Source organism: Limnohabitans sp. INBF002, assembly GCF_027924905.1.
Taxonomy (GTDB): Bacteria; Pseudomonadota; Gammaproteobacteria; order Burkholderiales; family Burkholderiaceae_C; genus Limnohabitans.
In genome coordinates this window covers 2,156,195-2,181,035 of the sequence record NZ_AP027055.1, presented here as the reverse complement: position 1 = coordinate 2,181,035, position 24,841 = coordinate 2,156,195, and the positions used below count along the sequence as shown (strand labels likewise).

The following is a 24,841-nucleotide window of genomic DNA, read 5'->3' as shown; positions in this document are numbered from 1 at the left end:
AGGTGCGCCATCGCCCCTTGAAATAGGGGCCGGGCGCCTATAATTCAGGGTTTTACCGAACCCGTCTCGCCATGCCCATTTATGCCTACAAATGCGGGTCCTGCGGCCATGCCAAGGACGTCCTGCAAAAAATTTCAGATGCCCCGCTGACAGATTGTCCTGAGTGCGGCAAACCTACCTTTTCTAAGCAACTCACGGCTGCGGGCTTTCAGCTCAAAGGCGCGGGTTGGTACGCCACCGATTTCAAAGGCGGCTCGGGCGGCACATCGGCCCCTGCATCCGTCGCGGGCGGCGCAGCCGCTGCAACCGAAACTGCATCGACTGCCAGCGCTGACACGCCCTCCAGCACACCTCCCGCTGCTTGCGGCGGCGGTTGTGCTTGCCACTGATTTTTCAATCCCACTAGGTTCTTCATGCCGATTAAAAAATACCTGCTCGCAGGCCTCTTGGTCTGGACACCTTTGGCCATCACGGTCTGGGTGCTGACATGGCTCGTGGGTGTGATGGACGGCATCTTCATCGACACCCTCTCCAAGTTCCGTCCTTTGGTGTCGCAAGACACGGTCACCTCCATGCGCAACATGACCGGCTTGGGCGTCATTTTGGTGTTGCTGGTGCTGCTGGTGACGGGCGCCTTGGCCTCTAACGTGTTGGGCAAATGGCTGGTACGTCAGTGGGACAAGTTGTTCACCAACATCCCCATCGTCAAGTCGATTTACGCCAGCGTGAAGAAGGTGTCGGACACCTTGTTCTCCAGCAACGGCAATGCGTTTCGCCAAGCCCTGTTGGTGCAATACCCCCACGCAGGCATGTGGACCATCGCGTTCCAAACGGGCACGCCCGTGGGCGAAGTGGCCAGCAAATTGACGGGCGAACACCTGAGCGTGTACGTGCCCACCACCCCCAACCCCACCAGCGGATTTTTCTTGCTGGTGCCACGCAGCGATGTGATCGAACTCGATTTGAGCGTCGACGAAGCGCTGACGTATGTCATCTCCATGGGCGCTGTGTCTCCTAGCGCCCCAGCAATTAACGAAAAGAGAAAATAAAAATGGCAATGCGTTCCCACTATTGCGGTCTGGTGACCGAAGCCCTCAATGGCCAAACCGTGAGCCTGTGCGGCTGGGTCAACCGTCGTCGTGACCACGGCGGCGTGATCTTCATTGACTTGCGTGACCGCGAAGGCTACGTGCAAGTGGTGTGCGATCCAGACCGTCCTGAGATGTTCAACGTGGCTGAGAACGTGCGCAATGAGTTTTGTATCCAAGTCAAAGGCTTGGTGCGCGCCCGTCCTGATGGCACGACCAACGAAGGTTTGAAGAGCGGCAAGATTGAAGTGCTGTGCCACGAACTCATCGTGTTGAACGAGTCGGTCACGCCTCCCTTCCAAATCGACGACGACAACTTGTCTGAGACCACGCGTCTCACACACCGCGTGCTCGACCTGCGCCGTCCGTACATGCAAAACAACCTGATGCTGCGCTACAAAGTGTCGATGGAAGTGCGTAAGTACCTCGATGAAAACGGCTTTGTCGACATCGAAACCCCCATGCTCACCAAGAGCACGCCCGAAGGCGCGCGCGATTACCTCGTGCCCAGCCGCGTGCATGACGGTCACTTCTTTGCCTTGCCTCAGTCACCTCAGTTGTTCAAGCAGCTGTTGATGGTGGCGGGCTACGACCGTTATTACCAAATCACCAAGTGCTTCCGTGACGAAGACTTGCGTGCGGACCGTCAACCTGAATTCACCCAGATTGATATTGAAACCTCGTTCTTGAGCGAGGAAGAAATCCGCGACATGTTCCAAGGCATGATCAAACGCGTGTTCACCAACACCATCGGCGTGGACCTGGGCGAGTTCCCTGTCATGACCTACCAAGACGCCATGCACATTTATGGCTCGGACAAGCCTGACCTGCGCGTGAAACTGCAGTTCACCGAAGTGACCGACGTCATGGGCGATGTGGACTTCAAAGTGTTCTCGGGCGCTGCCAACATGAAGGGTGGTCGCGTGGTGGCCCTGCGCGTGCCAGGTGGCTCGGTCGAAGGCGGCGGCATCAGCCGTGGCGAGATCGACGCTTACACCGAGTTCGTCAAGATCTACGGCGCCAAGGGCCTGGCCTACATCCGCGTCAACGACCTGTCCAAAGGCCGTGACGGTTTGCAGTCGCCCATCGTCAAGAACATCCACGACGCGGCACTCAATGCTGTGCTGGAGCGCTGCGGCGCGCAAAACGGCGACCTGATTTTCTTTGGCGCCGACAAGGCCAAGATCGTCAACGACGCCATCGGTGCCCTGCGCATCAAGATCGGCCACAGCGAATTCGGCAAGAAAAACGGCCTGTTCGAAGACCGTTGGGCCCCGATGTGGGTGGTCGACTTCCCCATGTTCGAGTTCGACGACGAGAACCAGCGTTACACCGCCGTGCACCACCCTTTCACCGCGCCCAAAGACGGCCACGAAGACTGGATGGTCACCGCGCCCGAGAAGTGCATCTCCAAGGGCTACGACATGGTGTTGAACGGCTGGGAAATGGGCGGCGGCTCGGTGCGTATCCACCGCGCCGACGTGCAGCAAAAAGTGTTTGACGCGTTGAAGATCACGCCTGAAGAAGCCCAGCTCAAGTTCGGCTTCTTGCTCGACGCCCTGCAATACGGCGCGCCACCACACGGCGGCCTGGCCTTTGGCCTGGACCGCATCGTGACCTTGATGACCGGTGCCGAGTCGATCCGCGACGTGATCGCCTTCCCCAAGACACAACGTGCCCAGTGCTTGCTGACCCAAGCTCCAAGCCCTGTGGACGAAAAGCAGCTGCGCGAATTGCACATCCGCTTGCGCAATTTGGACGCTGCAAAAACAGCTTAAGTTTTCTAACGACGCTTGTTGCAAACGCCACCTTCGGGTGGCGTTTGTCTGTGCGCTGTCAAACGTTTCTATGGGCTATTGCCGTGATTAGAAAATATCAACCCAAGGTGTAACGCTTCTCCCTACACTGGATCTCCATTCAACAGCACCACGAAGGAGTAGTGACATGGATAGCCAAAAAACCTCATCAACAACAGGGCAGTGTCCTGTGATGCACGGCGCCAACACCACGCACGCCAACGCCCCAATGGTCTGGTGGCCCAATGCGCTCAATCTGGACATCCTGCACCAGCATGACCGTAAGACCAACCCGATGGGGCCTGACTTTGACTACCGCGAAGAAGTCAAAAAACTCGATGTGCCTGCGCTCAAAAAAGACCTGACCGCACTCATGACCGACAGCCAAAACTGGTGGCCGGCTGACTGGGGGCATTACGGTGGCCTGATGATCCGTATGGCTTGGCACGCTGCAGGCACTTACCGCATTGCCGATGGCCGTGGTGGTGCGGGCACTGGTAACCAGCGCTTTGCCCCCCTCAATTCTTGGCCTGACAACGCCAACCTCGACAAGGCACGCCGCTTGCTGTGGCCTATCAAAAAGAAATATGGCAACCGCCTGAGCTGGGCCGATTTGATTGTGCTGGCGGGCAACGTGGCTTATGAATCCATGGGCCTCAAGACCTACGGCTTTGCCTTTGGTCGCGAAGACATCTGGCACCCTGAGCAAGACATTTACTGGGGTTCTGAGAAAGAATGGTTGGGTTCCAACCGCTACGACGGAGACAAGCGCGACACGTTGGCGAACCCTTTAGCGGCCGTGCAAATGGGCCTGATCTATGTGAACCCCGAAGGGGTCAACGGTCAACCTGACCCGCTTAAGACAGCGCAAGACGTGCGTTTGACTTTTGCCCGCATGGCGATGAACGACGAAGAAACCGTGGCTCTGACCGCAGGCGGCCATACCGTGGGTAAAGCACACGGCAATGGCAAAGCGCAAAACTTGGGACCCGCGCCTGAGGGGGCGGACGTGGCGGAACAGGGCTTGGGTTGGATGAACCACACCACGCGCAGCGTGGGCCGTGACACCGTCACCAGTGGCATTGAGGGTGCCTGGACGACCCATCCCACACAGTGGGACAACGGTTATTTCCACTTGTTGCTCAACTATGAATGGGAACTCACCAAGAGCCCGGCCGGTGCGAACCAGTGGAAACCCATCAACATCAAGGAAGAAGACAAGCCTGTGGATGTGGAAGACCCGTCGATCCGCTTGCAACCCATGATGACCGATGCCGACATGGCCATGAAGATGGACCCGGCCTACCGTGTCATTTCCGAGCGGTTTTACAAAGACCCCGCGTATTTCTCCAAAGTTTTCGCCCGCGCTTGGTTCAAGCTGACCCACCGAGACCTAGGCCCCAGGGCGCGTTACATCGGCCCCGAAGTGCCGCAAGAAGACCTGATCTGGCAAGACCCGGTGCCAGCCGGCAAAGCCGATTACGACGTGGCTGCGGTGAAAACCAAAATCGCGGCTAGCGGATTGAGCGTGAGCGACATGGTTTCTACAGCCTGGGACAGCGCCCGAACTTTCCGCCACTCCGACAAGCGTGGCGGTGCCAACGGTGCACGCATCCGCTTGGCTCCGCAAAAGGACTGGGAAGGCAATGAACCCGCACGCTTGGTCAAGGTGCTGGCTGTGCTCGAAGGCATCGCCAAAGACAGCGGCGCCAGCGTGGCCGATGTGATTGTGTTGGCCGGCAATGTGGGGGTGGCACAGGCCGTGAAGGCTGCAGGCTTTGACATCCCCGTGCCCTTCATGCCGGGTCGTGGTGACGCGACGCAAGACATGACCGATGCCGAATCGTTTGCGGTGCTTGAACCCTTGCATGACGGTTTTCGCAACTGGGTCAAGCAGCACTATGCGGTGAGCCCCGAAGAGATGTTGCTAGACCGCGCCCAACTCATGGGACTGACCGCTCACGAGATGACGGCGTTGATGGGCGGCATGCGCGTGCTGGGCACCAACCACGGGGGTTCCAAACACGGGGTGTTCACCGACCGTGTGGGGGTTTTGAGCAACGACTTCTTCGTGGCGCTGACCGACATGGCTTACCAGTGGAAGCCCACAGGTCGGAATTCGTATGACATCTGTGATCGACAAACAGGCCAAGCCAAGTGGACGGCCACGCGGGTCGATTTGGTGTTTGGTTCCAACTCGGTTTTGCGCGCTTATGCCGAGCTTTATGCGCAAGACGACAACCGCGAGAAGCTGGCGCGTGACTTTGTCGCCGCCTGGACCAAGGTCATGAACGCGGATCGTTTTTAAGCGGCTAGGACTCACGCAACCTCAAGGGCACTGCTTGCAGTGCCCTTTTTTATTGGGCGCCGCCGCTTGCGTACAGGTCAAGATTGAGCACGCGTGAGGTGTGCCACTGCGCCGGTGCTTCATAGTCAGCCACGATCCAAGTCCTGCGCGTGTGATGGACCGCTTCATGCAAAAAATCTTCAATGATGTGGATGGATGCCATGTCAAGCGCTGCAAACGGCTGGTCTAGCAGTGTGACTGTTGCGCCGGATGCCAAAGCTGCCACCACCATCACCTTGCGTCGGCTGCCTGCTGAGAGCATGTTGAGACGCTTCTCAAGGTGTGGGGTCATGTCGAGCGCTTCAGCTAAATCTTGTTGCAATGCCGCGTTCCAGTTGGGGTAGCGTGCGCGCAGCGCATCCCAGCTGGCTTGCACCGTGGTGGTGTCGTGTGCGGGGTCTTGCAGGTTGGCCCAGAACACACCGCCTTCAGGTGTGGTGACAGCGCCAGCTGTCGGCTGCACATCGCCCGCCAGCAAACGCAGCAGCGTGGTTTTTCCTGTTCCTTCATCACCGCACAGCCAGCTCACACCTGTGGGCCAAGTGAAGTTGAGGTTTTGAATGGGACCGAGGCTCAAACCTTGGGCTTGGAGCATGAATGCGTGAGGGGTAGACATGGCGTAATCGTGAGCGATGTGTGAGCTTTGTCTTTCGAGTATCGACTAGGATGATTGCAGTTATGACAGTCTCTAAATTTTCAGCTCTTAATTTCCAGTTACCTGCCGCCGAGCGCCATTTGGCTTATAGCCAAGTGGGCGACGCCCAGAGTGCCCATGTGTTGTTGTGTTTGCCAGGCTTGCTGGAAACACGCGCCACCTTTGACCCGCTGCTGCAAGCTGCTGAGGGGGTGCGTGGGCTGCGCATCATCAGCCTTGACCATTGCGGCCGAGGGGACTCCAGCCCATTGCCAGGCGATGCGGGTTACACCATGCAGGTGTACTTGGCCGACACGGTGGCCTTCATTCAACACGTCATCATGCGTGCGGACGTGCCCGTGACACGTTTTGAAGTGCTGGGCACCAGCATGGGTGGCATTTTGGCGATGTATTTGGCGAACCAAGCTGGCATTCGCATAGATGGTTTGCACTTCAATGACATCGGTTTGAATTTGCCGTGGATGTCGATTTACGGTTTGTACGACGGCATGAAGGTAGAAGGCCGCTTGCCTGAACCTCAAGTCATGGCGACACGGTTCAACGTCAGTTTAGGTGCCGTGGTGGCGGTGCAATCGCCGTCGCACTTTGACTTGCCGTATCGCAAAGATTGGAAGGGCATGAATTTTGGCCACCTGTTGAGCCACTTCAAAGGCCCCGTGCGCTTGATTCACGGCAGCGATTCGGGCGTTTGTCCCATTGAGCAGGTGCGTGTGATGAAGCGTGAGCTGCCCCAATGCCAAGTGTTAGAAGTGCCGGGGGCACATCACCCCGCCCCCTTCACGCCTGAGGTGTGTGCGTTTGTGTTGCAAGCGCTCAGTCAAGCGCCGGTGGCGGTGGAGTCGGCGGCAGCCAAAGAGCGCCGCGAAGAAAAAGAACGCGGCTTTTGGCCGTGGCTCAAGCAGCGCTACCGAGGCGCCAAAGCGAAGTAACTTCCTTGGCACGCGCCGCATGCAGCGGGTCGTTCTCGTCGCTGGCTTTGCCATGGCGCGGCTTGATGTCGTGACGGCCCAGCAGTAGCAAGCCCGCTTCGCTGATCCAGCACAACAGTTCTTCTCGGGTGCGCAGCCCTAGGTGCTCGGCCAAATCCGACAAGATGAGCCAACCCTCGCCGTTGGGTGCCAGGTGCTCACGCAGGCCACTTAAAAACCCACGCAGCATGCGGCTGCCTTCGTCATACACCGCATGCTCGATGGGTGAGCTGGGACGTGCAGGCACCCACGGTGGGTTGCACACCACCAACGGTGCTTTGCCTTCGGGGAATAAATCGGTTTGCACCAATGCCACTTTGTCGATGCGCTGCAGGCGTTGCAGGTTTTCTCGCGCGCAGGCGAGGGCGCGTGGGTCCTGGTCGGTGGCGACGATGTGTTGCACGCCACGCTTGGCCAACACGGCCGACAACACGCCGGTGCCCACGCCAATGTCAAACGCGAGTGATTTGTCTTTGATCGGGGTGTTTGCCACAAGGTCCACATATTCGCCGCGCACCGGCGAAAACACGCCATAGTGTGGGTAGATGCGGTTATTGGGCGCGTCGCCCAAAGCTGCAATCTCTACGCCTTTTTTGCGCCACTCATGTGCGCCCACCACGCCTAACAATTCGCGCAGCGACACCATGCAGGCCTCGCCTGTTGCCGGGCCCCACGCTTCGGTGCAGGCTTGTTTCAAATCGGGCGCGCGGCGCAATGGAATGCTGTAGTCGCCATTCAACGGCACGATCACCATGGCCAAGATGCGGGCGCGTTGGCCCAAGGCTTGGCGGTGCAGGTTGAAGGCTTGCACAGGTGTGACGTCCGCGTCTGCCTTTTTGGATTTTTTAGGCTTGCGTTCTGTGCGGCGTGCCAAGGCTTGTAGCAATTGGCGTGCATTGTGAAAGTCACCTTGCCACAACAGGCCCGTACCTTCACAGGCAAGGCGGTAGGCGGTGTCGGCCGATGTTGTGTCGTCTGCAGCCACGACACGGCGTGGTGCAGCAGCGCCACTTTCGGCGCGCCACGTGGGCAAGTTTTCTAAAGGGGTGAGCATGGCGGCATCATAGAGGCGTGCCGCCTGTGGGTGCGCGTCAGGGTGTGGTGAATTGCCAAGCCACGCCGGCTTGCCAGCGTTTGCTGGCGGGCTCGTAGGCGTTGCTCACCACGTCAGAGTCGCCCAAGCCTGTGTAACGCACATAGGGCGATAGGGTGTGACGCGCATCCATTTGCAGGTTCAGTTGGCCTTGCAGGTAAGCGCCCTTTTTTTGCGTGTTCACCACATCCGCACTGGGCGGCGATGTGTTGGCTTGTGACAGTTTGGAGGTGTGGCGCCCATACACCAAGACGCCTGCTTCTAGCTCCCAAAAGTTGCTCACCCATCGAACGGGCAGCCACAGTTGGGTCGCGCTGCGTTCGTAACCGCCGCTGCCAGTCGAGCTGGTGCCGCGCAAATCGTTCCACAAGGTGTGAAGACCAAGACCGGCATACAAACCGTGCTGGTTGGCGGTGTTGGCAAACACGGGCATCAAGGCACGCCAGCGCGTTTCAATGTTGTGAACGCCGTTCATGCTGCCGGTGCTGTTGCTGGTGTAGCGCTGTTTGCCGAAAAAAACATCACCCTCCACATGCAGTTGCGGCATTGCGTTGAAGTTGTACGCACGCGCATGCAGTCCGACCTCTGGACCTTGGAGCTGCATCAAATTGGGTTCTTTGTATTGGTTGACGCCTGCACTCAGACCCCATTGCAGCACTGGGTGGGATGGGGTTTGTGATTGCGCGACACAAGGCAATGCCAATGCCAAAGACAAAAAATAAACGGATGATTTTTGATGCATCTCTTGTTTTTAGCAGAATTTTGATGGAGAGCGACTTTGCTGAGGCAAACTTGTGTGCTGAAGATGAAAACATTCAAAGTCGCCACTTACAACATCCACAAAGGCGTGCAGGGCATAGGCCCCGCGCGTCGTTTAGAGATACATAACCTCGGCCATGCGGTCGAGCAGTTCGATGCGGACATTGTGTGTTTGCAAGAGGTGCGTGCGTTCAATCGCCAACAAGCCCGCCGCTTCAAGCATTGGCCGGATCAGGGGCAAGCTGACTTTTTGGCACCTGAGGGCTACACCCCCGTGTACCGCACGAACGCCATCACCAAGCATGGTGAGCATGGCAATGCTTTGCTCAGTCGTTGGCCCGTGCTAGAGCAGCGCCACGAAGACATGTCAGACCACCGCTTAGAGCAACGTGGCTTGCTACACGTGACCTTGCAGGTGCAAGCGCGTGAGGTGCACGTCATCGTGATTCACCTTGGGCTTTTGCCTGGCAGCCGCTTGCGCCAAACACAGCAGCTGCATGATTTCATTGAGCGGGAAATTCCTGCTGATGCGCCCTTGTTGGTGGCGGGCGATTTCAACGATTGGGGCAGCGCTGTGTCGCGCATGATGGCCACCGTGGGCTTGCACACCAATGCAGGTAAGCAGTACCCCACGTACCCTTCGCGCTTGCCCTTGGTGCAGCTTGACCATGTGTATGCGCGTGGCGTGCATCGCGTGAGCACGCATGTGCCGCGTGGCCCGATTTGGGGCCGTATGTCTGACCACTCACCGCTGCTGGTGGAGTTTGCATGGGATGCACCGTGAACCACGCACGCGCACATTCGCACGAGATGCGCTTGTTGACAGGCGGTGTGGATTTGTTTGCGGCCATGGTCGTGGCCATGGATGCTGCGCAGCACGAGGTGCTGCTGGAAACTTATATTTTTACCTTTGCAGGTGCTGGGGCCGATGTGGCGCATGCGCTTATGCGCGCAGCACAACGTGGCGTGCGTGTGCGTGTGGTGGTCGATGGTGTCGGCACGGGCGAGTTGCCTGCCGTGTGGGCCGATCAGTTTGCGCAGGCCGGCGTACAAGTGCGTGTGTATGCCCCGGCTGTCGGTCTTGGCTTTTGGCTGCCCAGTCGCTGGCGGCGCTTGCACCGCAAGCTGTGCGTGGTGGACACCACGGTGGTATTTTGTGGCGGCATCAACATCTTGGACGATTACCTCGACCCGCATGTGCAAGGCTTGTTGACAGCCCCACGGCTTGACTACGCCGTCAGCGTGCGCGGCCCATTGGTGGTTGCGGCACGTGCCACCATGGCGCAGTTGTGGTCGCGCATCGAAGCGGTGCGTGAGTTACGCAGCCAAGATTTAAGCAGCGCTTTGGATGCGCTTAGAAGGACCAAGCAACGTTTGCATTTGCCCGCGCGTGGCGAAACCCAATTGGTGTTGCGTGACAACGTGCGCCACCGCGCGCACATTGAACGCACCTATCGCAAAGCCATTGGTGCAGCGCGGCAGGACATCATTGTGGCCAGTGCCTATTTCTTTCCAGGCTTGCGTTTGCGTCGTGCGTTACTCATGGCTGCACGCCGCGGCGTGCGTGTGCGTTTGCTGTTGCAGGGGCAGTATGAATACTACGTGCCTTACCGCGCGGCACGCCAGTTGTATGGCCAACTCATGGCCGCTGGCGTAGAAATTTACGAGTACCACGCCAGCTATTTGCATGCCAAAGTGGCCGTGATCGATGGCAAGTGGCTCACCGTAGGTTCGTCCAACCTTGATCCTTTCAGCTTGTTGCTGGCGCGTGAAGCCAATGTGGTGGCGCACGACGCCCAGATGGCCCAGGCCCTGCAGGCCAGTTTGGTGTCGGCGATTGAGCAAGGCGCTGTCCGCGTAGACCCGCATGCCTACCTCAATCGTGGCTGGCGCGAACGTGCAGTCGACGCATTGGCCTCAGCCTTGTTGCGCTTTGGTGTATTTTTGACGGGTAAACGCTACTGAACAGGGCTTGGCGTAAGGTTTTTGCTTCGCTGATACCATTATCCCTATGACTGCAAAAGACAACTTCGAAGGCACGCCGGTTTCTGTCAAGATCCGCGAGCGCATTGCCGCCGCACGCAAGCGATTCCACTCCAACGACAACATTGCTGACTTCATCCAGCCTGGTGAGTTAGAGGCTTTGCTTGACGAAGTCGAAATCAAAATGCAGGGCGTGCTGGACAGCATGGTGATTGACACCGAGCACGACCACAACACCGGCGACACCGCCCGTCGCGTGGCCAAGATGTACTTGCAAGAGGTCTTCAAAGGCCGCTACGTCAAAGCACCGGCCATCACCGAATTCCCCAATGCTGAGCACCTGAACGAGCTGATGATCGTCGGCCCCATCACCGTGCGCAGCGCGTGCAGCCACCACTTTTGCCCCGTCATTGGCAAGATCTGGATTGGCGTGTTGCCCAACGAGCGCACCAACGTGATTGGCTTGTCCAAGTACGCCCGCTTGGCCGAATGGGTCATGGGCCGCCCTCAAATTCAAGAAGAGGCCGTGGTGCAACTGGCCGATTTGATCCAAGAAAAAACACAGCCCGATGGCTTGGCCATCGTGATGGAAGCCAGCCATTTCTGCATGTCTTGGCGCGGTGTGAAAGACATGGACAGCAAGATGATCAACTCGGTCATGCGCGGTGCTTTCTTGAAAGACCCCAACTTGCGCCGTGAATTTTTGTCTCTGATTCCTAAAGGTTGATGCCATGCTCGTTCGTCTGTTGTATGTGAGCCGTTCCGTCAAACCCGAAACGCCCGAAGAAACCGAATCCATCCTGAACAGCTCGCGTGAGCACAACATTGGCAACGGCATCACTGGCGTGCTGTGTTTTGGTGGTGGTATTTATTTGCAAGCCATCGAAGGTGGTCGCAACCAAGTCAACGCGCTGTACACCCACATCGTCAAAGACCCGCGCCACAAAGACGTGGTGATCTTGGCTTATGAAGAAATCACCGAGCGCCGCTTTGGTGGCTGGACCATGGGCCACGTCCGCTTGGACAAACTCAACCCGTCCATCGTGTTGAAGTACTCCGAAACCCCTGAGCTCGACCCTTACGGTGTGTCAGGCAACGTGTCATTCGCGCTGTTGGAAGAACTGATGGCCACTGCGTCCATCGTCGGCCGCGCTTAACAGCCCATTGGGGTCAGAACCCAATTCACGCGACATGACGCTCATTGGCTGCGACTTCAGCAGCAGCCCCACCAAACGCAAACCCGTCGTCGTCGCTGTTGGTCATGCCAAAGCGGGCCGCGTGCAGCTGCAAAGCTTGCTGCAGTTTGACACACTTGTTTCCTTTGCTGATTGGCTGAAACAGCCCCAAACGTGGGTGGGTGGTTTCGATTTGCCGTTCGGCTTACCGCGCGAGTTGGTCGAAACTTTGAACTGGCCCCGCGACTGGTTGCCCTGCATGCAGCACTACGCCGCACTCAGCCGCGCCGAGATACGCGACACCTTCAAAGCCTTTTGCGATGCGCGTCCTGTGGGCGGCAAATTTGCGCACCGCGCCACCGATACGCCTGCAGGCTCTAGCCCGTCCATGAAGTGGGTGAACCCGCCGGTCGCCTACATGTTGCACGCGGGCGTGCCGCTGCTGATTGAGGCGGGCGTCACGCTGCCGCGCTTGCATGCGCCTGCTGTGTGTGACGGTGCCGCCGTGCCCGCAGTTGCCGAGTCGCCTCTGCCCTTGCGTATCGCGTTGGAAGCCTACCCCGGCTTGCTGGCGCGTGAGCTGATTGGCAACACCAGTTACAAAAGCGACGACAAAGCCAAGCAAACCCCCGAGCGTTTGATTGCCCGCAAACAGCTGCTGCAGGCCTTGGAGATTGGCCAAACCCGTTTGGGCCTGCGTCTCAAACTCAGCCATGCCCAACACGACACTTTGGTGGACGATGCCAGCGGCGATAGCCTCGACGCCGCGCTGTGCATGGTGCAAGCCGCGTGGGCGCAAGCGCAGCATGAGGCGGGGCATGCGCAATACGGCTTGCCCGAGTGCGATCCGCTGGAAGGATGGATCGTGACGGCTTAAAACGCCTAGCGCTCCGACTCCAAATCAGGAATTCGATTGAACGCAATCCGCATCGGCGCGTGGTCTAGCCCCGCTTGTGCGCTGGCAAAGTACACCGTGTTTTTGCCATGCTTACCGTTGAGCGTGTCGATGGCGGCCAGTAGTTTGCGGCGGTCGCGCACAGGGTTGATTTTTTGGGCGGTGCGCGCGGACAAAGAGCCCATCGCTTCGGGTTTCTCATTTGCGTCAGATGTGCTTTTTGCATCGGCTGCCGCTTCATCAAACCCAAACAAATCGCCCGTGTGTTGACCCGCTTCAATCAGCCCATGCAGCTGCACGCCGACCGTCACGGGTTGGGGCAACAAGTGCAAGCCGCTGTGCCACAGCTGCTCTAGCGTGTGCAGCAAAAACGCAGTGTCTTGGGTTTCGCCCACCTGCGCGGCGCGGTCGTCGCCCATGCGCTGCCCACGGTTGCCGCCGTACCCGTGGCGGCAGCGCACATGCACGCTCATGCTGGTGGCATACACGTTTTGTTTGCGCAGGCGCATGGCCGCTTTTTGTGTCAGACGGTTGAGCACCGCAAACGCACCTTCGGGGTTGCGTAAGTCGGGCGGCAGCACGTGCGAGTGGCCCAGCGACTTCGCCACCGTCTCGCGCGGGCCATACCACTGGCCGCGCAGCTTGTCGTACATCTCGGCTCCCGCCACGCCCCCCCATGCGGTGCGCAGCAGCTCGCGGGGCGCGGCATACAGCTGTTCCATCGTGTGAATGCCGCAGCGCTCTAGCCGCTGCACCATGCGCGGGCCAATGCCGTTGATCGCCTTGGGCTTGAGCCCATACAAACGTTGCGGCAGCTCGTGGGCTTCGATCACCGTCAGCCCGTCTGGCTTTTGCATGTTCGACGCCAGCTTGGCCAGCAGCGTGTTGGGCGCAATGCCCACCGACGTGCGCATGCACTCACCCAGCTGCGCCACCACCTCGGCCTTCACGCGTTCGGCCAGCCTCACCGCACGGTCGCGTGTTTGCCAGCGGCCGGTCAGCTCGCACTCCATCTCGTCAATCGAGAGCACTTGGCGCACGGGCGCCAGCGTGTCGACCACCGCCACCGCGCGGTGGTGCATCTCTACATATTTGGCGTGGTCGGCCAGCACGATGGCAATGTCGGGGCACAGCCGCCGCGCTTCGGCCACACCTGTGCCTGTGCTAATGCCCAGCGCCTTGGCCTCGTAACTGGCGGCAATGCAGCACGATGTTTCGGCCAGCACCGGCACCACGCCCACAGGCCGCCCGCGCAGCGCGGGGTTGAGCTGTTGTTCAACCGAGGCGAAGTAGCTGTTGAAGTCGACGAAGAGAGAGCGGAGCGTCATTGAATACTGTTTATAAAAACAGTATTCTAGTGGTCGAGCTTTAAATACACCACCCCATATCCGCAGGCAACGCCTCCAGTTGCCGCAGCTGCTGAATCGCCTCCGCATCTGTGCGATACAGGTGCAGCCCTGCATGCGCTTGCAGGCAGCCTGCACGGCGCAGCACGGTTTCTACCGGTAGCTTCATGCCGCTGATGTGCAGGCTGATGCCGCGCTCGCGCAGCATGGTTTCTAGTTTGGCGAGGCTCTCTACACCCGTGGCGTCAATGCGGTTGATGGGCAGCGCAAACAGGCACACATGGGCCACGTTGGGGTGCTGGCTGAGGTGTTCCATCACAGCGCGCTCTAGGGTGCTGGCGGCGGCAAAGTCGAGCTCGGCGTCCATGCGCAGGGCGTAGAGGTTGGCGGCTAACGGTGGCAGTTTCCACAGGTGTCGGTCACGCAGGCTGCCGTCGGGGTGTAGGCCCACTTCAATGATGCGCGGGTGCAGGCGCGTGTGCAAAAAGTGGCTCAGGCCCATCACCACACCGGCCAGCACGCCCCAATACAAGCGCGGGGCCGAGAGCAGCGTGATGACAAAGGTCACCACCGCCGTGGCCGCCTCAACGCGGTCGATTTTGTAAAGCTGCGCAAACGCGCGTGGCTTGATGAGGCCCAACACCGCGGCCACCACGATGGCTGCCAATACCGATTGCGGCACAGGCTGCAACACCGCGGTGAAGAACAACAGGATGACCAAAATCACCGCCACGGAAAAGATGGTGGCCCATGCCGACTGCGCGCCCGCATAGAGGTTGAGCGCCGAGCGGCTGAACGACGAACTGGTGGGAAATGCGCCGCACAAACCCGAGGCCACTTTGGCCAAGCCTTGGCCAATCAAGTCTTGGTCTTGGTCCCAGCGTTTGCCACTGCGGTCGTTGTCCACTTTGGCGCTGGAGGCAGTTTCTAAAAAGCTCACCAGCGTAATCACCAACGTGGGCAACACCAACTGCTTGAAGATGTCCCATTCAATGACGCTGGGCACAAACAACGCAGGCAAGCCTTGTGGCAACGCGCCCACCACGGCTGTGCCCGAGGCCTCCAGCCCCAGCGCCCAGCTCAGGCCCGCCGCGCCCAGCACCACCACCAACACGGTAGGAAATGTGGGCCGCCAACGGCGTGCGACCACCAGCAGCACCAAAGTGACCAAGCCAAATGCCAAGCTGGCCCAGTCCATGCCAGTGCCTGTCAGCAGGGTGGACCAGCCATGTTGAAAACCCAGCAACGCAGGCAGTTGCGACGAAATGATGAGCACGCCCGCGCCTTGCGTGAACGCCATCAACACCGGCGAGCTGACCAAATTCAGCAACCAGCCAAAGCGCGCAAAGCCCAGCACCACCTGCAGCAAGCCCGTCATGAGCGACAGCCACACCGTGAGGTTGATCCATTCGGCACTACCAGGCGCCGCCATGCCGCTGAGTGAGGCCGCAATCAAGATGGAGGTGAGCGCCGTGGGCCCCACCGACAAACGCGGCGACGCACTGAATAGCACAGCCACCAGTGCAGGCAACAACGACGCGTAAATGCCGGTGATGAGTGGCATGCCCGCCAACGCCGCATACGCCACGCCCTGCGGAATAACCATCAGGCCCACGCTCAGGCCCGCGAAGGCCTCGCTCTTGAGCAGTTGAGGGGTTGGCTTGGGCCAGCTGAGAAACGGGAACCAGTGCTTTGCAGAGTGCATGCGCTAATCGTAACGGCTGGCTCACCCCCTGCTGCTTGATGGTTTGCACAATGCCGTTTTTGGTTTGAGGTGGTTGATGAACTTCACGCGGTGCATGCAAATGGCAACAACGGCGCAAAGCCTGCAGGCTTGCATGCTTGTCACGTTGTTGCTGTGTCTGTCCGCCTTCGCGCATGCATGGCCTGGCATCGTCACACACGTGAGCGATGGCGACACCGTGTGGGTGCAACCGCTGCAAGGTGGCGAGGCGCACAAGGTGCGGCTGCTGGGCATCGACGCGCCCGAGATTTGCCAACCGTGGGGCCCGCAGTCACGCGCCGCATTGCACGCCGCGCTGCAAGGCCAAGTGGTGGAGGTGCGTGCCCGCACACGCGACAGCTATGGCCGTTTGCTGGCGCAGCTCACGCGCCAAGGCAACGATGTGGGCGCTTGGATGGTGGGGCAGGGTTATGCGTGGTCGTACAGCTACAAAAACAACGCAGGCCCCTATGAGACGCTGCAGCTGCAAGCGCAAACGCAGCACCTAGGTTTGTTCTCAGATGGCCGGGCTTTGCAGCCGAGGTGGTTTAGAAAACGGTTTGGGTCGTGTCACTTGCCCACGCCCGATACGCCGCACTGAGGTGTGCGTTGCTCAGTGCTCGTCGCCGCACACAGGGCAGCTCGCGTTGCGTTGCAAGCGCACTTCGTGCCATTCCATGCCACGACCATCCAGCATTTGCAAGCGGCCTGTTAGGCGCGAGCCCATGCCTGTTATGAGCTTGACCGTTTCCATGGCTTGCATGGTGCCAATCACGCCCACCAGCGGTGCGAGCACGCCCATGGTGGAGCACAGCACTTCTTCAGGCGCTTGATCGGGCGGGAAGATGCAGGCGTAGCAGGGCGATTTGTCATCGCGCGTGTCGTACACCGCCAGCTGGCCATCCATGCGAATGGCCGCGCCCGACACCAGCGGCACTCGGTGCTTCACACACGCGGCGTTCACGGCTTGGCGGGTTTCGAAGTTGTCGCAGCAGTCCACCACCACTTGCACGGTGGGCACCAGCGCGTTGAGCTGGACGGCGTCTAGTTTGTGGGCCAGCGCGGTCACACGCACTTCGGGGTTGAGGGCCAGCATGGCTTGCGAGGCTGACTCTACTTTTGGGTGGCCCACACGGGCGGTGGTGTGGGCGATTTGGCGTTGCAGGTTGGTGAGGTCCACCACGTCGTGGTCAGCCATCGTGATGTGACCCACGCCGCTGGCTGCTAGGTACAACGCCACCGGAGAGCCTAAACCGCCTGCGCCGACGATCAGCACATGGCTGTCGACCAAGCGCTGCTGGCCTTCGATGCCCACATCGCCAAGCAAGATGTGGCGCGAATAGCGCAGCAGTTGGTCGTCGTTCACCGCAAACTCAGTCTTGCGTTATTTCTCTTTTTTCTCAGCAGGACGCTCGGTTTGCGTCTTGCTGGCCAACACGGGTTGGCCTTTGAGGCGTTTGATGGCTTGCTCAAGTTGGAAGTCTTTGTCGCTGCCAAACTCGGGCGGGCGACGCTCGTTGTTTGGTTTTTTGGATTCTTCTTCCAAACGCTTCATGGCTTCTTCGCGGGCCTTTTCACGTTCTTTGTCTTGCGCTTTGTCTTTGGCGACATTGCCTTGACCGCTTTCCAAGTGCTTGTCCAAATCAGCCTCACGCATGCGCAGGATGGCAAAGGGGCTGCCCTCTGCGGTGTCGTCCAGCAACACGTCCGGCACGATGCCTTTGGCTTGGATGCTGCGGCCATTGGGCGTGTAGTAACGCGCCGTGGTGATTTTCAAAGCGGTGTCTGGACCCAGCTGGCGCACGGTTTGCACCGAGCCTTTGCCAAAGGTCTGGCTGCCCATGATGGTGGCGCGCTTGTGGTCTTGCAAAGCACCGGCCACGATCTCGCTGGCCGAGGCCGAGCCTTCGTTCACCAACACCACCAAAGGCACGGTGCGGTAAATGCCTTTTGTGGCTTGGTGCAAGCGGGCCACAGGGTCGCTGCCACCGTTGCGGCGGTAAAACTCGGGAGAGGCCTTGTAAATAAATTTACTCTCAGCCAATTGGCCGTTGGTAGACACCACGTTGATGTTCTCAGGCAAGAACACGGCAGACACCGCCACGGCAGCGTCTAACAAACCACCGGGGTCGTTGCGCAGGTCTAGCACCACGCCTTTGAGTTTGGGTTCTTGTTTGTAGATTTCTTCGAGCTTCTTGGTGAAGTCGTCCACCGAGCGGTCTTGGAACTGACTCAGGCGAATCCAGCCGTAGCCGGGTTCCATCACTTTGCCTTTGACGCTTTGGGTCTTGATTTCCTCGCGAATGATGTTCACGGGGAAGGTGCGGTTTTCATCTTTGCGGTAGATGGTCAACATGACCTTGGTGCCTGGCTCGCCGCGCATGCGTTTGACGGCGTCATTGAGCGACAGGCCTTTGACAGCGGTGTCGTCAATCTTGGTGATCATGTCACCCGACTTGATGCCACCCCGAAAAGCGGGTGAGCCCTCGATAGGCGACACAATTTTGATCAGACCTTCTTCTTGCGTGATCTCAATGCCCACACCTACAAAGCGGCCGGTGGTGCCTTCGCGGAATTCTTTGAAAGACTTCTTGTCGTAATACTGCGAATGCGGGTCGAGGCTGGCGACCATGCCGGTGATGGCGTCGCTGATGAGTTTCTTCTCGTCCACGGGCTCGACGTAGTCGCTCTTGACCATGCTGAACACAGCAGCGAGTTGCTGCAGCTCTTCCAGCGGCAGGGGCGCCATGTTGGCGCGTGCAGCGGTTTGCAGCGAGACGGTGGTCAGTGCGCCGGTCAGGGCGCCGATGGCGACCCAGCCTGCAATCTTGAATTTTTGACGCATGTGGCCTTCGAGAATGGACAAATTTAGTAGGTGCTCAATATACAACGCGCCTAGAAGGCGCGCTATATGTAGGACGATTAGGCTTTGCCTTGTGTGGCCACTGAGGCAGCGGCTTTGGCCGCCGCTTCGGCATCGCCCAAATAGTAGTGACGGATGGGCTTGAGGTTCTCGTCCAGCTCATACACAAGTGGGATGCCGTTGGGGATATTCAAGCCCACGATGTCGCTGTCGCTGATGCCATCGAGGTATTTGATCAGCGCACGGATCGAGTTGCCGTGTGCGGCCACCACGATGCGCTTGCCAGCCTTGATGGCTGGGGCCATCGACTCGTTCCAGAACGGGATGACGCGGGCCACGGTGTCTTTCAAACACTCGGTCAGCGGCACTTGCGCGGGGTCGAGCTTGGCGTAGCGGGGGTCGCCGCGTTCGCTGCGAGGGTCGGTTGCTTCGAGTTCGGGAGGTGGCGTGTCGTAGCTGCGGCGCCAGATCAGCACTTGGTCGTCGCCGTATTGTTTGGCCATGTCGGCTTTGTTCAAACCTTGCAAGCCGCCGTAGTGGCGCTCGTTCAAGCGCCAGCTTTTGACCACGGGCAACCAAGTGCAGTCCATCTCGTCCAACGCGAGGTACAGAGTGCGAATGGCGCGCTTCAAAACGCTCGTGTAGGCCACGTCAAACTCGTAGCCTTCGGCCTTGAGCAGCTTGCCTGCGTTCTTGGCTTGTTCGATGCCAGTGGGGGTCAGGTCCACGTCGGTCCAGCCGGTGAAGCGGTTTTCAAGGTTCCAGGTGGATTCGCCGTGGCGGATTAATACGAGCTTGTACATGGTTTAAATCAACAGAGTCAGTGAAAGATTGGCCGTGATTTTAGAATGCTGCCCTGACTCGATACTTTTAACCCCCTGAACTGGATTCCCCGTGAAATTTATTCTCGACAACTGGATGTTGATGGCCATTGCCCTGAGCAGTGGTTTCTTTTTGCTGCTGCCCGTGGTGCAAGGCGCTGCAGCCACCGGTATTTCGCCCACAGAAGCGGTGCAATGCATGAACCGCGAAAAAGGCGTGGTGATTGATGTGTGCGGCGCAGACGAGTTTGCCCAAAGCCACATCAAAGGCGCGGTGAACGTGCCTTTGGACGAGCTGGAAGCCCGTTTGGACAAGGCCGTGAAAAACAAAAGCACCCCCGTCATCATGGTGTGTGCGGCGGGTGCGCGTTCTAAGCGTGCCCAAGCCATTGCGCAAAAACTGGGCTACGAGAAGGTGCATTCCTTGCACGGCGGGCTGAAAGCTTGGAAAGAAGCTAACCTGCCCATCGCTAAAGCTTAATTAGCCCAAGCCAAATCACCTGAGAAAGAACGCCATGTCAACCGTCAAGATGTACACCACCGCCGTTTGCCCCTACTGCATTCGCGCTAAGCAGCTGCTGACTGCCAAGGGCGTGGCCCACATTGAAGAAGTGCGCATCGACACCGACCCCGAGGCGCGTGCCCACATGATGCAAATCACGGGCCGCCGTACCGTGCCGCAAATCTTCATTGGCGACACACACGTGGGTGGTTGCGACGATTTGGTGGCGCTTGACGCCAAAGGCGGTTTGCTGCCTTTGTTGCAATCTTGAGCTGACATAATTCAGCCATCCCGATTTGCTGCCCGCTTCGGTATTGCCGATGCGGGCATTTTTTTGTTTTAGGAAATAACCATGTCAGACGAACAAGCCACGCCAGTTTTTCAAATTCAACGCGTCTATTTGAAAGACCTGTCTTTGGAGCAACCCAACTCTCCCGCCATCCTGACCAGCACTGAGCAACCTTCGGTGGACATCCAGTTGGGTGTGGGGATGGAACAAGTGGCCGATGGCATCGTCGAAGTGACCGTGACAGCCACGGTGACCACCAAGCTTGAAGACAAAACCGTGTTCTTGGTCGAAGCCAAGCAAGCTGGCATTTTCGAAGTGCGCAACTTGCCTGAAGACCAAATGGGCCCCGTCATCGGCATCGCTTGCCCACAAATCATTTACCCCTACCTGCGCGGCAACGTGGCGGACGTGATTCAACGCGCGGGCTTCCCACCTGTGCACTTGGCCGAAATCAACTTCCAAGCCATGTACGAACAACAGCAGCAACAAGCGGCTGCCTCAGTTCAGTAATTTCACACGCAGGCCGTCGACATGAAGATTGCCGTTTTAGGTGCAGGCGCGTGGGGCACAGCGCTGGCGATCAACGCTGGCGCACACCACACCGTGACGCTGTGGGCCCGTGATGTGCCCCAAGCCCAAGCCATGCAAGCCGAGCGCGTGAACACGCGCTACTTGCCTGACTTGCCCTTCACCGCAGGCGTGCAAGTGTCTTCGGAGCCGCTCGGCCCCTGGTTGGCCGAGCAAGATTTGGTGGTCATCGGCTCGCCCATGAGCAGCCTGCGTGGCATGCTCACGCAGCTCGCGCCTATCCTGGGCAGCACCGTGCCTGTGGCGTGGCTGTGCAAAGGCTTTGAAGCGGCGCAGCCTGGTACATCAACTGCTGATGCGTCACAAAGTGGCGTTGGCTTGATGGCCCACGAAGTCAAAGCCCAAGTGGCCCCCGCCTTGCGCGGTGGCGCACTCAGTGGCCCCAGCTTCGCGCAAGAAGTGGCCCGCGGCATGCCCACCGCCTTGGTGGCCGCCAGCGACGATGCCGCAGCCCGCGATGCCATGGTGCAAGCCTTTCACAACAACAGCCTGCGCGTGTACGCCAACGACGACATCGTGGGCGTGGAAGTAGGCGGCGCGGTGAAAAACGTGTTGGCCATCGCCACCGGTTTGTGCGATGGCTTGCAACTGGGCCTCAACGCACGCGCTGCACTCATCACACGCGGCTTGGCCGAAATCACCCGCTTAGGCGTGGCACTGGGCGCCAAGACCGAAACCTTCATGGGCTTGTCGGGCTTGGGCGACTTGGTGCTCACCGCCACAGGCGACCTGAGCCGCAACCGCAAAGTGGGCTTGGCCTTGGCTCAAGGTATGACCCTGCAGCAAGCGGTGGATTCACTCGGCCACGTGGCCGAAGGTGTGTATTGCGCCCGCACCGTGGTGCAACGGGCGCAGCACCTCGGTGTGGACATGCCGATTGCTCAGGCGGTGGTGTCCTTGCTCGACGGGCACATCACACCCGCGCAGGCGGTGGCTTTGTTGATGGGGCGTGGGGCTAAGGGCGAATAGCTTTTTTGCTGTGCTCGCTTCTTGCCTAGTGAATAGGCAGGTTCCTCATGCTGGGGTACCAGAAATCGTCACCTGCCTATTCACTAGACAAGAAGACTGCGGCTTGCAGACGTGTGGGTTGACTGTTTCTGGCGCAATTCAATTGCTTTGATGTTGCGTTGTTTTGAGCTGGAATTTTTCTATCCAACGATGTCGTGTGCGTGAGGTGCGGCGGCCAACGATTTCTGGTACTCCAGCATGAGGCGGCCGCCGCACCTCACGCACGCGACCCTAGCCGGAGAAAAACCCCACGAACACCCACAACCAAGCCGAATAGGAACTCAAACTTCGAGGTTATCAATCAACCGCGTCTTACCCAACTTAGCTGCACCCAACACCACCAGCGGTTCAGCGCATGGGCCGTTCACAGGCGACAAGTCATGCTGGCGGCGCAGGGTGATGTAGTCTGGCGCCCAGCCGCGTTGGCGCAGGGCTTCCATGGCAGCGGCTTCGGCAGCCGCCACATCCAGCTGACCAGCGGCATTGCCCGCACGGGCCACCGCAGCCAAACCCTTCAACGCGATAGACAGCTGCACAGCCTCGGCGCGTTCTTCGGCACTCAGGTAGCCGTTGCGTGAACTCAAAGCCAAGCCGTCTTCAGCGCGGCGGGTTTCGCCACCGATGATCTCGATGGGTAAGGCCATTTGCTGCACCATGCGGCGGATGACCATGAGTTGTTGGTAGTCCTTCTTGCCAAACACGGCCAAGTCGGGCTGCACGATGTTGAAGAGTTTGTGCACCACGGTGCTCACGCCCACAAAGAAGCCGGGGCGGAACGCGCCTTCCAAGATGTCGGCCAGCTCAGGCGGCGGGTGTACCTTGAACACTTGAGGTTCTGGGTAGAGGTCTTTTTCAGATGGGGCAAACACCACGTCACAGCCGTTGGCTTCTAGAAGCGCGCAGTCGTTTTCAAACGTGCGGGGGTAGGTGTCAAAGTCTTCGTTGGGGCCAAATTGCAGGCGGTTGACGAAGATGCTGGCCACGGTCATGCCGCCTTTTTCGGTGCGTTTATCAACCTCTTGGCGAGCCATTTGCATCAGCTCTAAGTGGCCTTGGTGCAGGTTGCCCATGGTGGGCACAAAGGCGCGCAGGGCGGCGGGCTTTAAGGTGCGGCGCAGGTCCGCGAGGGTGTGAACGATTTGCAAATTAGACCCAAGCGTGTTTGGCGTTGTCGGGAAAGGTGCCGTTTTTGACGGCGACCACATAGGCGCTCATGGCGTCCAGCACGCTGGCATGGCCTTCCATGAAGTTGTGAACGAATTTGGGGTTCTTGCCCAAGTTGACGCCCAGCATGTCGTGCATGACCAGCACTTGGCCGGCCGTGCCGTTGCCCGCGCCAATGCCAATGGTGTGGCAGGTGGGTAGCTCTTGGGTCAGGGCAGTCGACAGGGGCTGGGGCACCATTTCCAGCACCACCATGGTGGCACCTGCGTCTTGCAGGGCGAGGGCTTCTTGGCGCAGTTGCGTGGCCGACTCGCCGCGGCCTTGCACTCGGTAGCCGCCTAAGGCGTGAACGGTTTGTGGGGTGAGGCCCAAATGCGCGCACACAGGGATGCCGCGTTCGACCAGGAAGTGCACGACGTCGGTGGTCCAGCCGCCACCTTCGAGCTTCACCATGTGAGCACCCGCTTGCATCAGAACCGTGGCACTGCGCAGGGCTTGTTCTTTGGACTCTTGGTAGCTGCCAAAGGGCAGGTCGCCAATGATCCACGCGGTGCCTTGCACGCGGCGGATGCCGCGGGCCACGCTCTCCACGTGGTAGCGCATGGTGTCTAGCGTCACGCCCACGGTGCTGGTGAGGCCTTGGCACACCATGCCCAGCGAGTCGCCCACCAAAATGCATTCCACACCCGCGGCATCGGCCACGGCGGCAAAGGTGGCGTCGTAGGCCGTGAGCATGGTGATTTTTTCACCGCGTGCGCGCAGCTCGTTCAAGCGGGGCAAGCTGATGGGCTTGCGGGCTGCAACGGGCGAAGCGGGGGGCAAAGTGCCGTAGGGCGAAGCGTTGGTGTTGCTCATAGAACGATATGGCGCAAAGCCAGTCCTGTGTTGCCGAGAAGATTTGGAGTTTACGTGGGTGTGTAAGCCAAGCGCACATAAATAGGCGCGAAAGCCTCGGCCTGCGTGATTTCAATCAGCGTTTCTTTGGCCAGCTCGAGCAAGGCAATGAAGGTCACCACCAGCACGGGCACGCCTTGTGTGGGTTCGAACAGTTTTTCAAACTCGACAAAGCGTTGGCCTTGGAGTTTTCTCAAAACAATGCTCATGTGCTCGCGCACAGACAGTTCTTCGCGGCTGATTTTGTGGTGTTGCACCAGCTTGGCACGCTTCAAGATATCGGCCCAAGCTTGTTGCAGCTCGACCACGTGTACATCGGGGAAACGTGGCTGCAATGACTGCTCAATGAACACCTGCGCGCGCAGAAAGTCGCGACCAAATTGCGGCACTTCGTTGAGCTTGGCGGCTGCCAGTTTCATTTGCTCGTACTCGAGCAGGCGGCGCACCAGCTCGGCGCGAGGGTCTTCGGGCTCTTGGCCTTCTGCCACCTTCTTGGGCGGCAGCAGCATGCGTGATTTGATTTCAATCAGCATGGCGGCCATCAGCAGGTATTCGGCGGCCAACTCTAGGTTACGCGTGCGAATTTCGTCCACATAGCTCAGGTACTGGCGCGTGAGCGCGGCCATGGGGATGTCGAGGATGTTGAAGTTTTGCTTGCGGATGAGGTACAGCAGCAAATCCAGCGGGCCTTGGAAGGCCTCAAGGAAAACTTCGAGCGCATCAGGCGGGATGTACAAATCCTGCGGCATGGCAAACAGCGGCTCGCCATACAGGCGGGCCACGGCCACGTGGTCAACCACCTCGGGCATGACCGAGGCAGGGGTTGCCTCGTCGTTGGGCAGGGTGGTGTCAGCAGGTTGCACGGTGGGCGCTTAATCGGAAGG

Annotated in this window: 26 protein-coding genes; 15 read left to right on the top strand and 11 right to left on the bottom strand. The window is 59.1% G+C overall.

Going from position 1 to position 24,841, the window contains the following annotated elements; translation table 11 throughout:
- The first annotated feature begins 71 nt into the window (after window positions 1–71).
- From QMG15_RS10940 to katG, 4 genes are all read left to right on the top strand, one after another.
- Window positions 72–389 carry an FmdB family zinc ribbon protein gene (locus QMG15_RS10940; protein ID WP_281788632.1) on the top strand — a complete coding sequence of 106 codons (318 nt, stop codon included), beginning with the start codon at window positions 72–74 and terminating at the stop codon, window positions 387–389.
- Between the two features lie 24 nt (window positions 390–413).
- Entirely contained in the window at window positions 414–1,049 is a 636-nt protein-coding gene (locus QMG15_RS10935; RefSeq protein ID WP_108358272.1) for a DUF502 domain-containing protein, read from the top strand.
- Between the two features lie 2 nt (window positions 1,050–1,051).
- The gene (gene aspS / locus QMG15_RS10930) at window positions 1,052–2,866 is read left to right on the top strand and encodes an aspartate--tRNA ligase (RefSeq protein WP_281788631.1); all 1,815 of its coding nucleotides are present in this window, start codon (window positions 1,052–1,054) and stop codon (window positions 2,864–2,866) included.
- A gap of 166 nt (window positions 2,867–3,032) precedes the next feature.
- The gene (gene katG, locus QMG15_RS10925; RefSeq protein ID WP_281788630.1) at window positions 3,033–5,192 is read left to right on the top strand and encodes a catalase/peroxidase HPI; all 2,160 of its coding nucleotides are present in this window, start codon (window positions 3,033–3,035) and stop codon (window positions 5,190–5,192) included.
- 49 nt (window positions 5,193–5,241) lie between these two features.
- On the opposite strand, the gene QMG15_RS10920 is transcribed toward katG, so the two are convergent.
- Window positions 5,242–5,847 (bottom strand): ATP-binding cassette domain-containing protein, encoded by a 606-nt coding sequence (locus QMG15_RS10920; protein ID WP_281788629.1) that lies wholly within the window; start codon window positions 5,845–5,847, stop codon window positions 5,242–5,244.
- Between the two features lie 62 nt (window positions 5,848–5,909).
- Between QMG15_RS10920 and QMG15_RS10915 the strand changes: the two genes are divergently transcribed.
- A complete protein-coding gene (locus QMG15_RS10915) occupies window positions 5,910–6,815 on the top strand; it encodes an alpha/beta fold hydrolase (RefSeq protein WP_158268532.1) in 906 nt (301 codons plus the stop codon).
- Here the strand turns inward: QMG15_RS10915 and QMG15_RS10910 are convergent.
- Both QMG15_RS10910 and QMG15_RS10905 read right to left on the bottom strand, forming a co-directional pair.
- Entirely contained in the window at window positions 6,781–7,908 is a 1,128-nt protein-coding gene (locus QMG15_RS10910; protein ID WP_281788628.1) for a class I SAM-dependent methyltransferase, read from the bottom strand. The genes QMG15_RS10915 and QMG15_RS10910 overlap by 35 nt on opposite strands.
- Window positions 7,909–7,945: 37 nt before the next feature.
- Entirely contained in the window at window positions 7,946–8,689 is a 744-nt protein-coding gene (locus QMG15_RS10905) for a hypothetical protein (protein WP_281788627.1), read from the bottom strand.
- Window positions 8,690–8,752: 63 nt separating this feature from the next.
- On the opposite strand from QMG15_RS10905, the gene QMG15_RS10900 reads away from it, so the two are divergent.
- The 5 genes from QMG15_RS10900 to QMG15_RS10880 are packed head-to-tail and all read left to right on the top strand — an operon-like array spanning window position 8,753 to window position 12,741.
- Complete coding sequence (locus QMG15_RS10900) at window positions 8,753–9,490, top strand: endonuclease/exonuclease/phosphatase family protein (RefSeq protein ID WP_281788626.1); 738 nt, start codon at window positions 8,753–8,755, stop codon at window positions 9,488–9,490.
- Window positions 9,475–10,671, top strand: coding sequence for a cardiolipin synthase ClsB (gene clsB / locus QMG15_RS10895; protein WP_281788625.1), 1,197 nt, complete (start codon window positions 9,475–9,477; stop codon window positions 10,669–10,671). The genes QMG15_RS10900 and clsB overlap by 16 nt, the downstream gene beginning before the upstream one ends.
- Window positions 10,672–10,717: 46 nt before the next feature.
- Window positions 10,718–11,416 (top strand): GTP cyclohydrolase I, encoded by a 699-nt coding sequence (gene folE, locus QMG15_RS10890; protein WP_281788624.1) that lies wholly within the window; start codon window positions 10,718–10,720, stop codon window positions 11,414–11,416.
- A 4-nt stretch (window positions 11,417–11,420) separates the two neighbouring features.
- Entirely contained in the window at window positions 11,421–11,846 is a 426-nt protein-coding gene (locus QMG15_RS10885) for a BLUF domain-containing protein (RefSeq protein WP_108358264.1), read from the top strand.
- Window positions 11,847–11,880: 34 nt separating this feature from the next.
- Entirely contained in the window at window positions 11,881–12,741 is an 861-nt protein-coding gene (locus tag QMG15_RS10880) for a DUF429 domain-containing protein (protein WP_281788623.1), read from the top strand.
- Window positions 12,742–12,746: 5 nt separating this feature from the next.
- Here the strand turns inward: QMG15_RS10880 and QMG15_RS10875 are convergent, their stop codons facing one another.
- Together QMG15_RS10875 and QMG15_RS10870 are read right to left on the bottom strand one after the other, a co-directional pair.
- Window positions 12,747–14,087: a DNA-directed DNA polymerase gene (locus tag QMG15_RS10875; RefSeq protein ID WP_281788622.1), complete on the bottom strand. Its 1,341-nt coding sequence runs from the start codon at window positions 14,085–14,087 to the stop codon at window positions 12,747–12,749.
- Window positions 14,088–14,127: 40 nt separating this feature from the next.
- On the bottom strand, window positions 14,128–15,810 hold the full coding sequence (locus QMG15_RS10870; RefSeq protein ID WP_281788621.1) for a SulP family inorganic anion transporter: 1,683 nt from the start codon (window positions 15,808–15,810) through the stop codon (window positions 14,128–14,130).
- A 133-nt stretch (window positions 15,811–15,943) separates the two neighbouring features.
- Here QMG15_RS10870 and QMG15_RS10865 point away from each other — a divergent pair, with 133 nt between their 5' ends.
- Entirely contained in the window at window positions 15,944–16,429 is a 486-nt protein-coding gene (locus tag QMG15_RS10865; RefSeq protein ID WP_281788620.1) for a thermonuclease family protein, read from the top strand.
- A 12-nt stretch (window positions 16,430–16,441) separates the two neighbouring features.
- On the opposite strand, the gene moeB is transcribed toward QMG15_RS10865, so the two are convergent.
- The 3 genes from moeB to gpmA form a co-directional block, all read right to left on the bottom strand.
- Window positions 16,442–17,194, bottom strand: a complete 753-nt coding sequence (moeB, locus tag QMG15_RS10860) for a molybdopterin-synthase adenylyltransferase MoeB (protein ID WP_281788619.1) — start codon at window positions 17,192–17,194, stop codon at window positions 16,442–16,444.
- Between the two features lie 18 nt (window positions 17,195–17,212).
- The gene (locus QMG15_RS10855; protein WP_281788618.1) at window positions 17,213–18,673 is read right to left on the bottom strand and encodes a S41 family peptidase; all 1,461 of its coding nucleotides are present in this window, start codon (window positions 18,671–18,673) and stop codon (window positions 17,213–17,215) included.
- 77 nt (window positions 18,674–18,750) lie between these two features.
- Window positions 18,751–19,494, bottom strand: a complete 744-nt coding sequence (gene gpmA / locus QMG15_RS10850; protein WP_108401827.1) for a 2,3-diphosphoglycerate-dependent phosphoglycerate mutase — start codon at window positions 19,492–19,494, stop codon at window positions 18,751–18,753.
- 91 nt (window positions 19,495–19,585) lie between these two features.
- On the opposite strand from gpmA, the gene QMG15_RS10845 reads away from it, so the two are divergent.
- The 4 genes from QMG15_RS10845 to QMG15_RS10830 all read left to right on the top strand — a co-directional run bounded on the left by QMG15_RS10845 (window position 19,586) and on the right by QMG15_RS10830 (window position 21,860).
- A complete protein-coding gene (locus QMG15_RS10845; protein WP_108358257.1) occupies window positions 19,586–19,993 on the top strand; it encodes a rhodanese-like domain-containing protein in 408 nt (135 codons plus the stop codon).
- A 34-nt stretch (window positions 19,994–20,027) separates the two neighbouring features.
- The gene (gene grxC, locus QMG15_RS10840) at window positions 20,028–20,285 is read left to right on the top strand and encodes a glutaredoxin 3 (RefSeq protein ID WP_281788617.1); all 258 of its coding nucleotides are present in this window, start codon (window positions 20,028–20,030) and stop codon (window positions 20,283–20,285) included.
- Window positions 20,286–20,366: 81 nt separating this feature from the next.
- Entirely contained in the window at window positions 20,367–20,813 is a 447-nt protein-coding gene (secB, locus tag QMG15_RS10835; protein WP_281788616.1) for a protein-export chaperone SecB, read from the top strand.
- Window positions 20,814–20,834: 21 nt separating this feature from the next.
- Window positions 20,835–21,860 (top strand): NAD(P)H-dependent glycerol-3-phosphate dehydrogenase, encoded by a 1,026-nt coding sequence (locus QMG15_RS10830; RefSeq protein ID WP_281788615.1) that lies wholly within the window; start codon window positions 20,835–20,837, stop codon window positions 21,858–21,860.
- A 320-nt stretch (window positions 21,861–22,180) separates the two neighbouring features.
- On the opposite strand, the gene panC is transcribed toward QMG15_RS10830, so the two are convergent.
- The 3 genes from panC to QMG15_RS10815 are packed head-to-tail and all read right to left on the bottom strand — an operon-like array spanning window position 22,181 to window position 24,766.
- Entirely contained in the window at window positions 22,181–23,044 is an 864-nt protein-coding gene (panC, locus tag QMG15_RS10825; RefSeq protein WP_281788614.1) for a pantoate--beta-alanine ligase, read from the bottom strand.
- A gap of 1 nt (window position 23,045) precedes the next feature.
- Window positions 23,046–23,918, bottom strand: a complete 873-nt coding sequence (panB, locus tag QMG15_RS10820; RefSeq protein ID WP_281788613.1) for a 3-methyl-2-oxobutanoate hydroxymethyltransferase — start codon at window positions 23,916–23,918, stop codon at window positions 23,046–23,048.
- 50 nt (window positions 23,919–23,968) lie between these two features.
- Window positions 23,969–24,766 (bottom strand): ScpA family protein, encoded by a 798-nt coding sequence (locus QMG15_RS10815; RefSeq protein ID WP_281790125.1) that lies wholly within the window; start codon window positions 24,764–24,766, stop codon window positions 23,969–23,971.
- Between the last annotated feature and the right edge of the window lie 75 nt (window positions 24,767–24,841).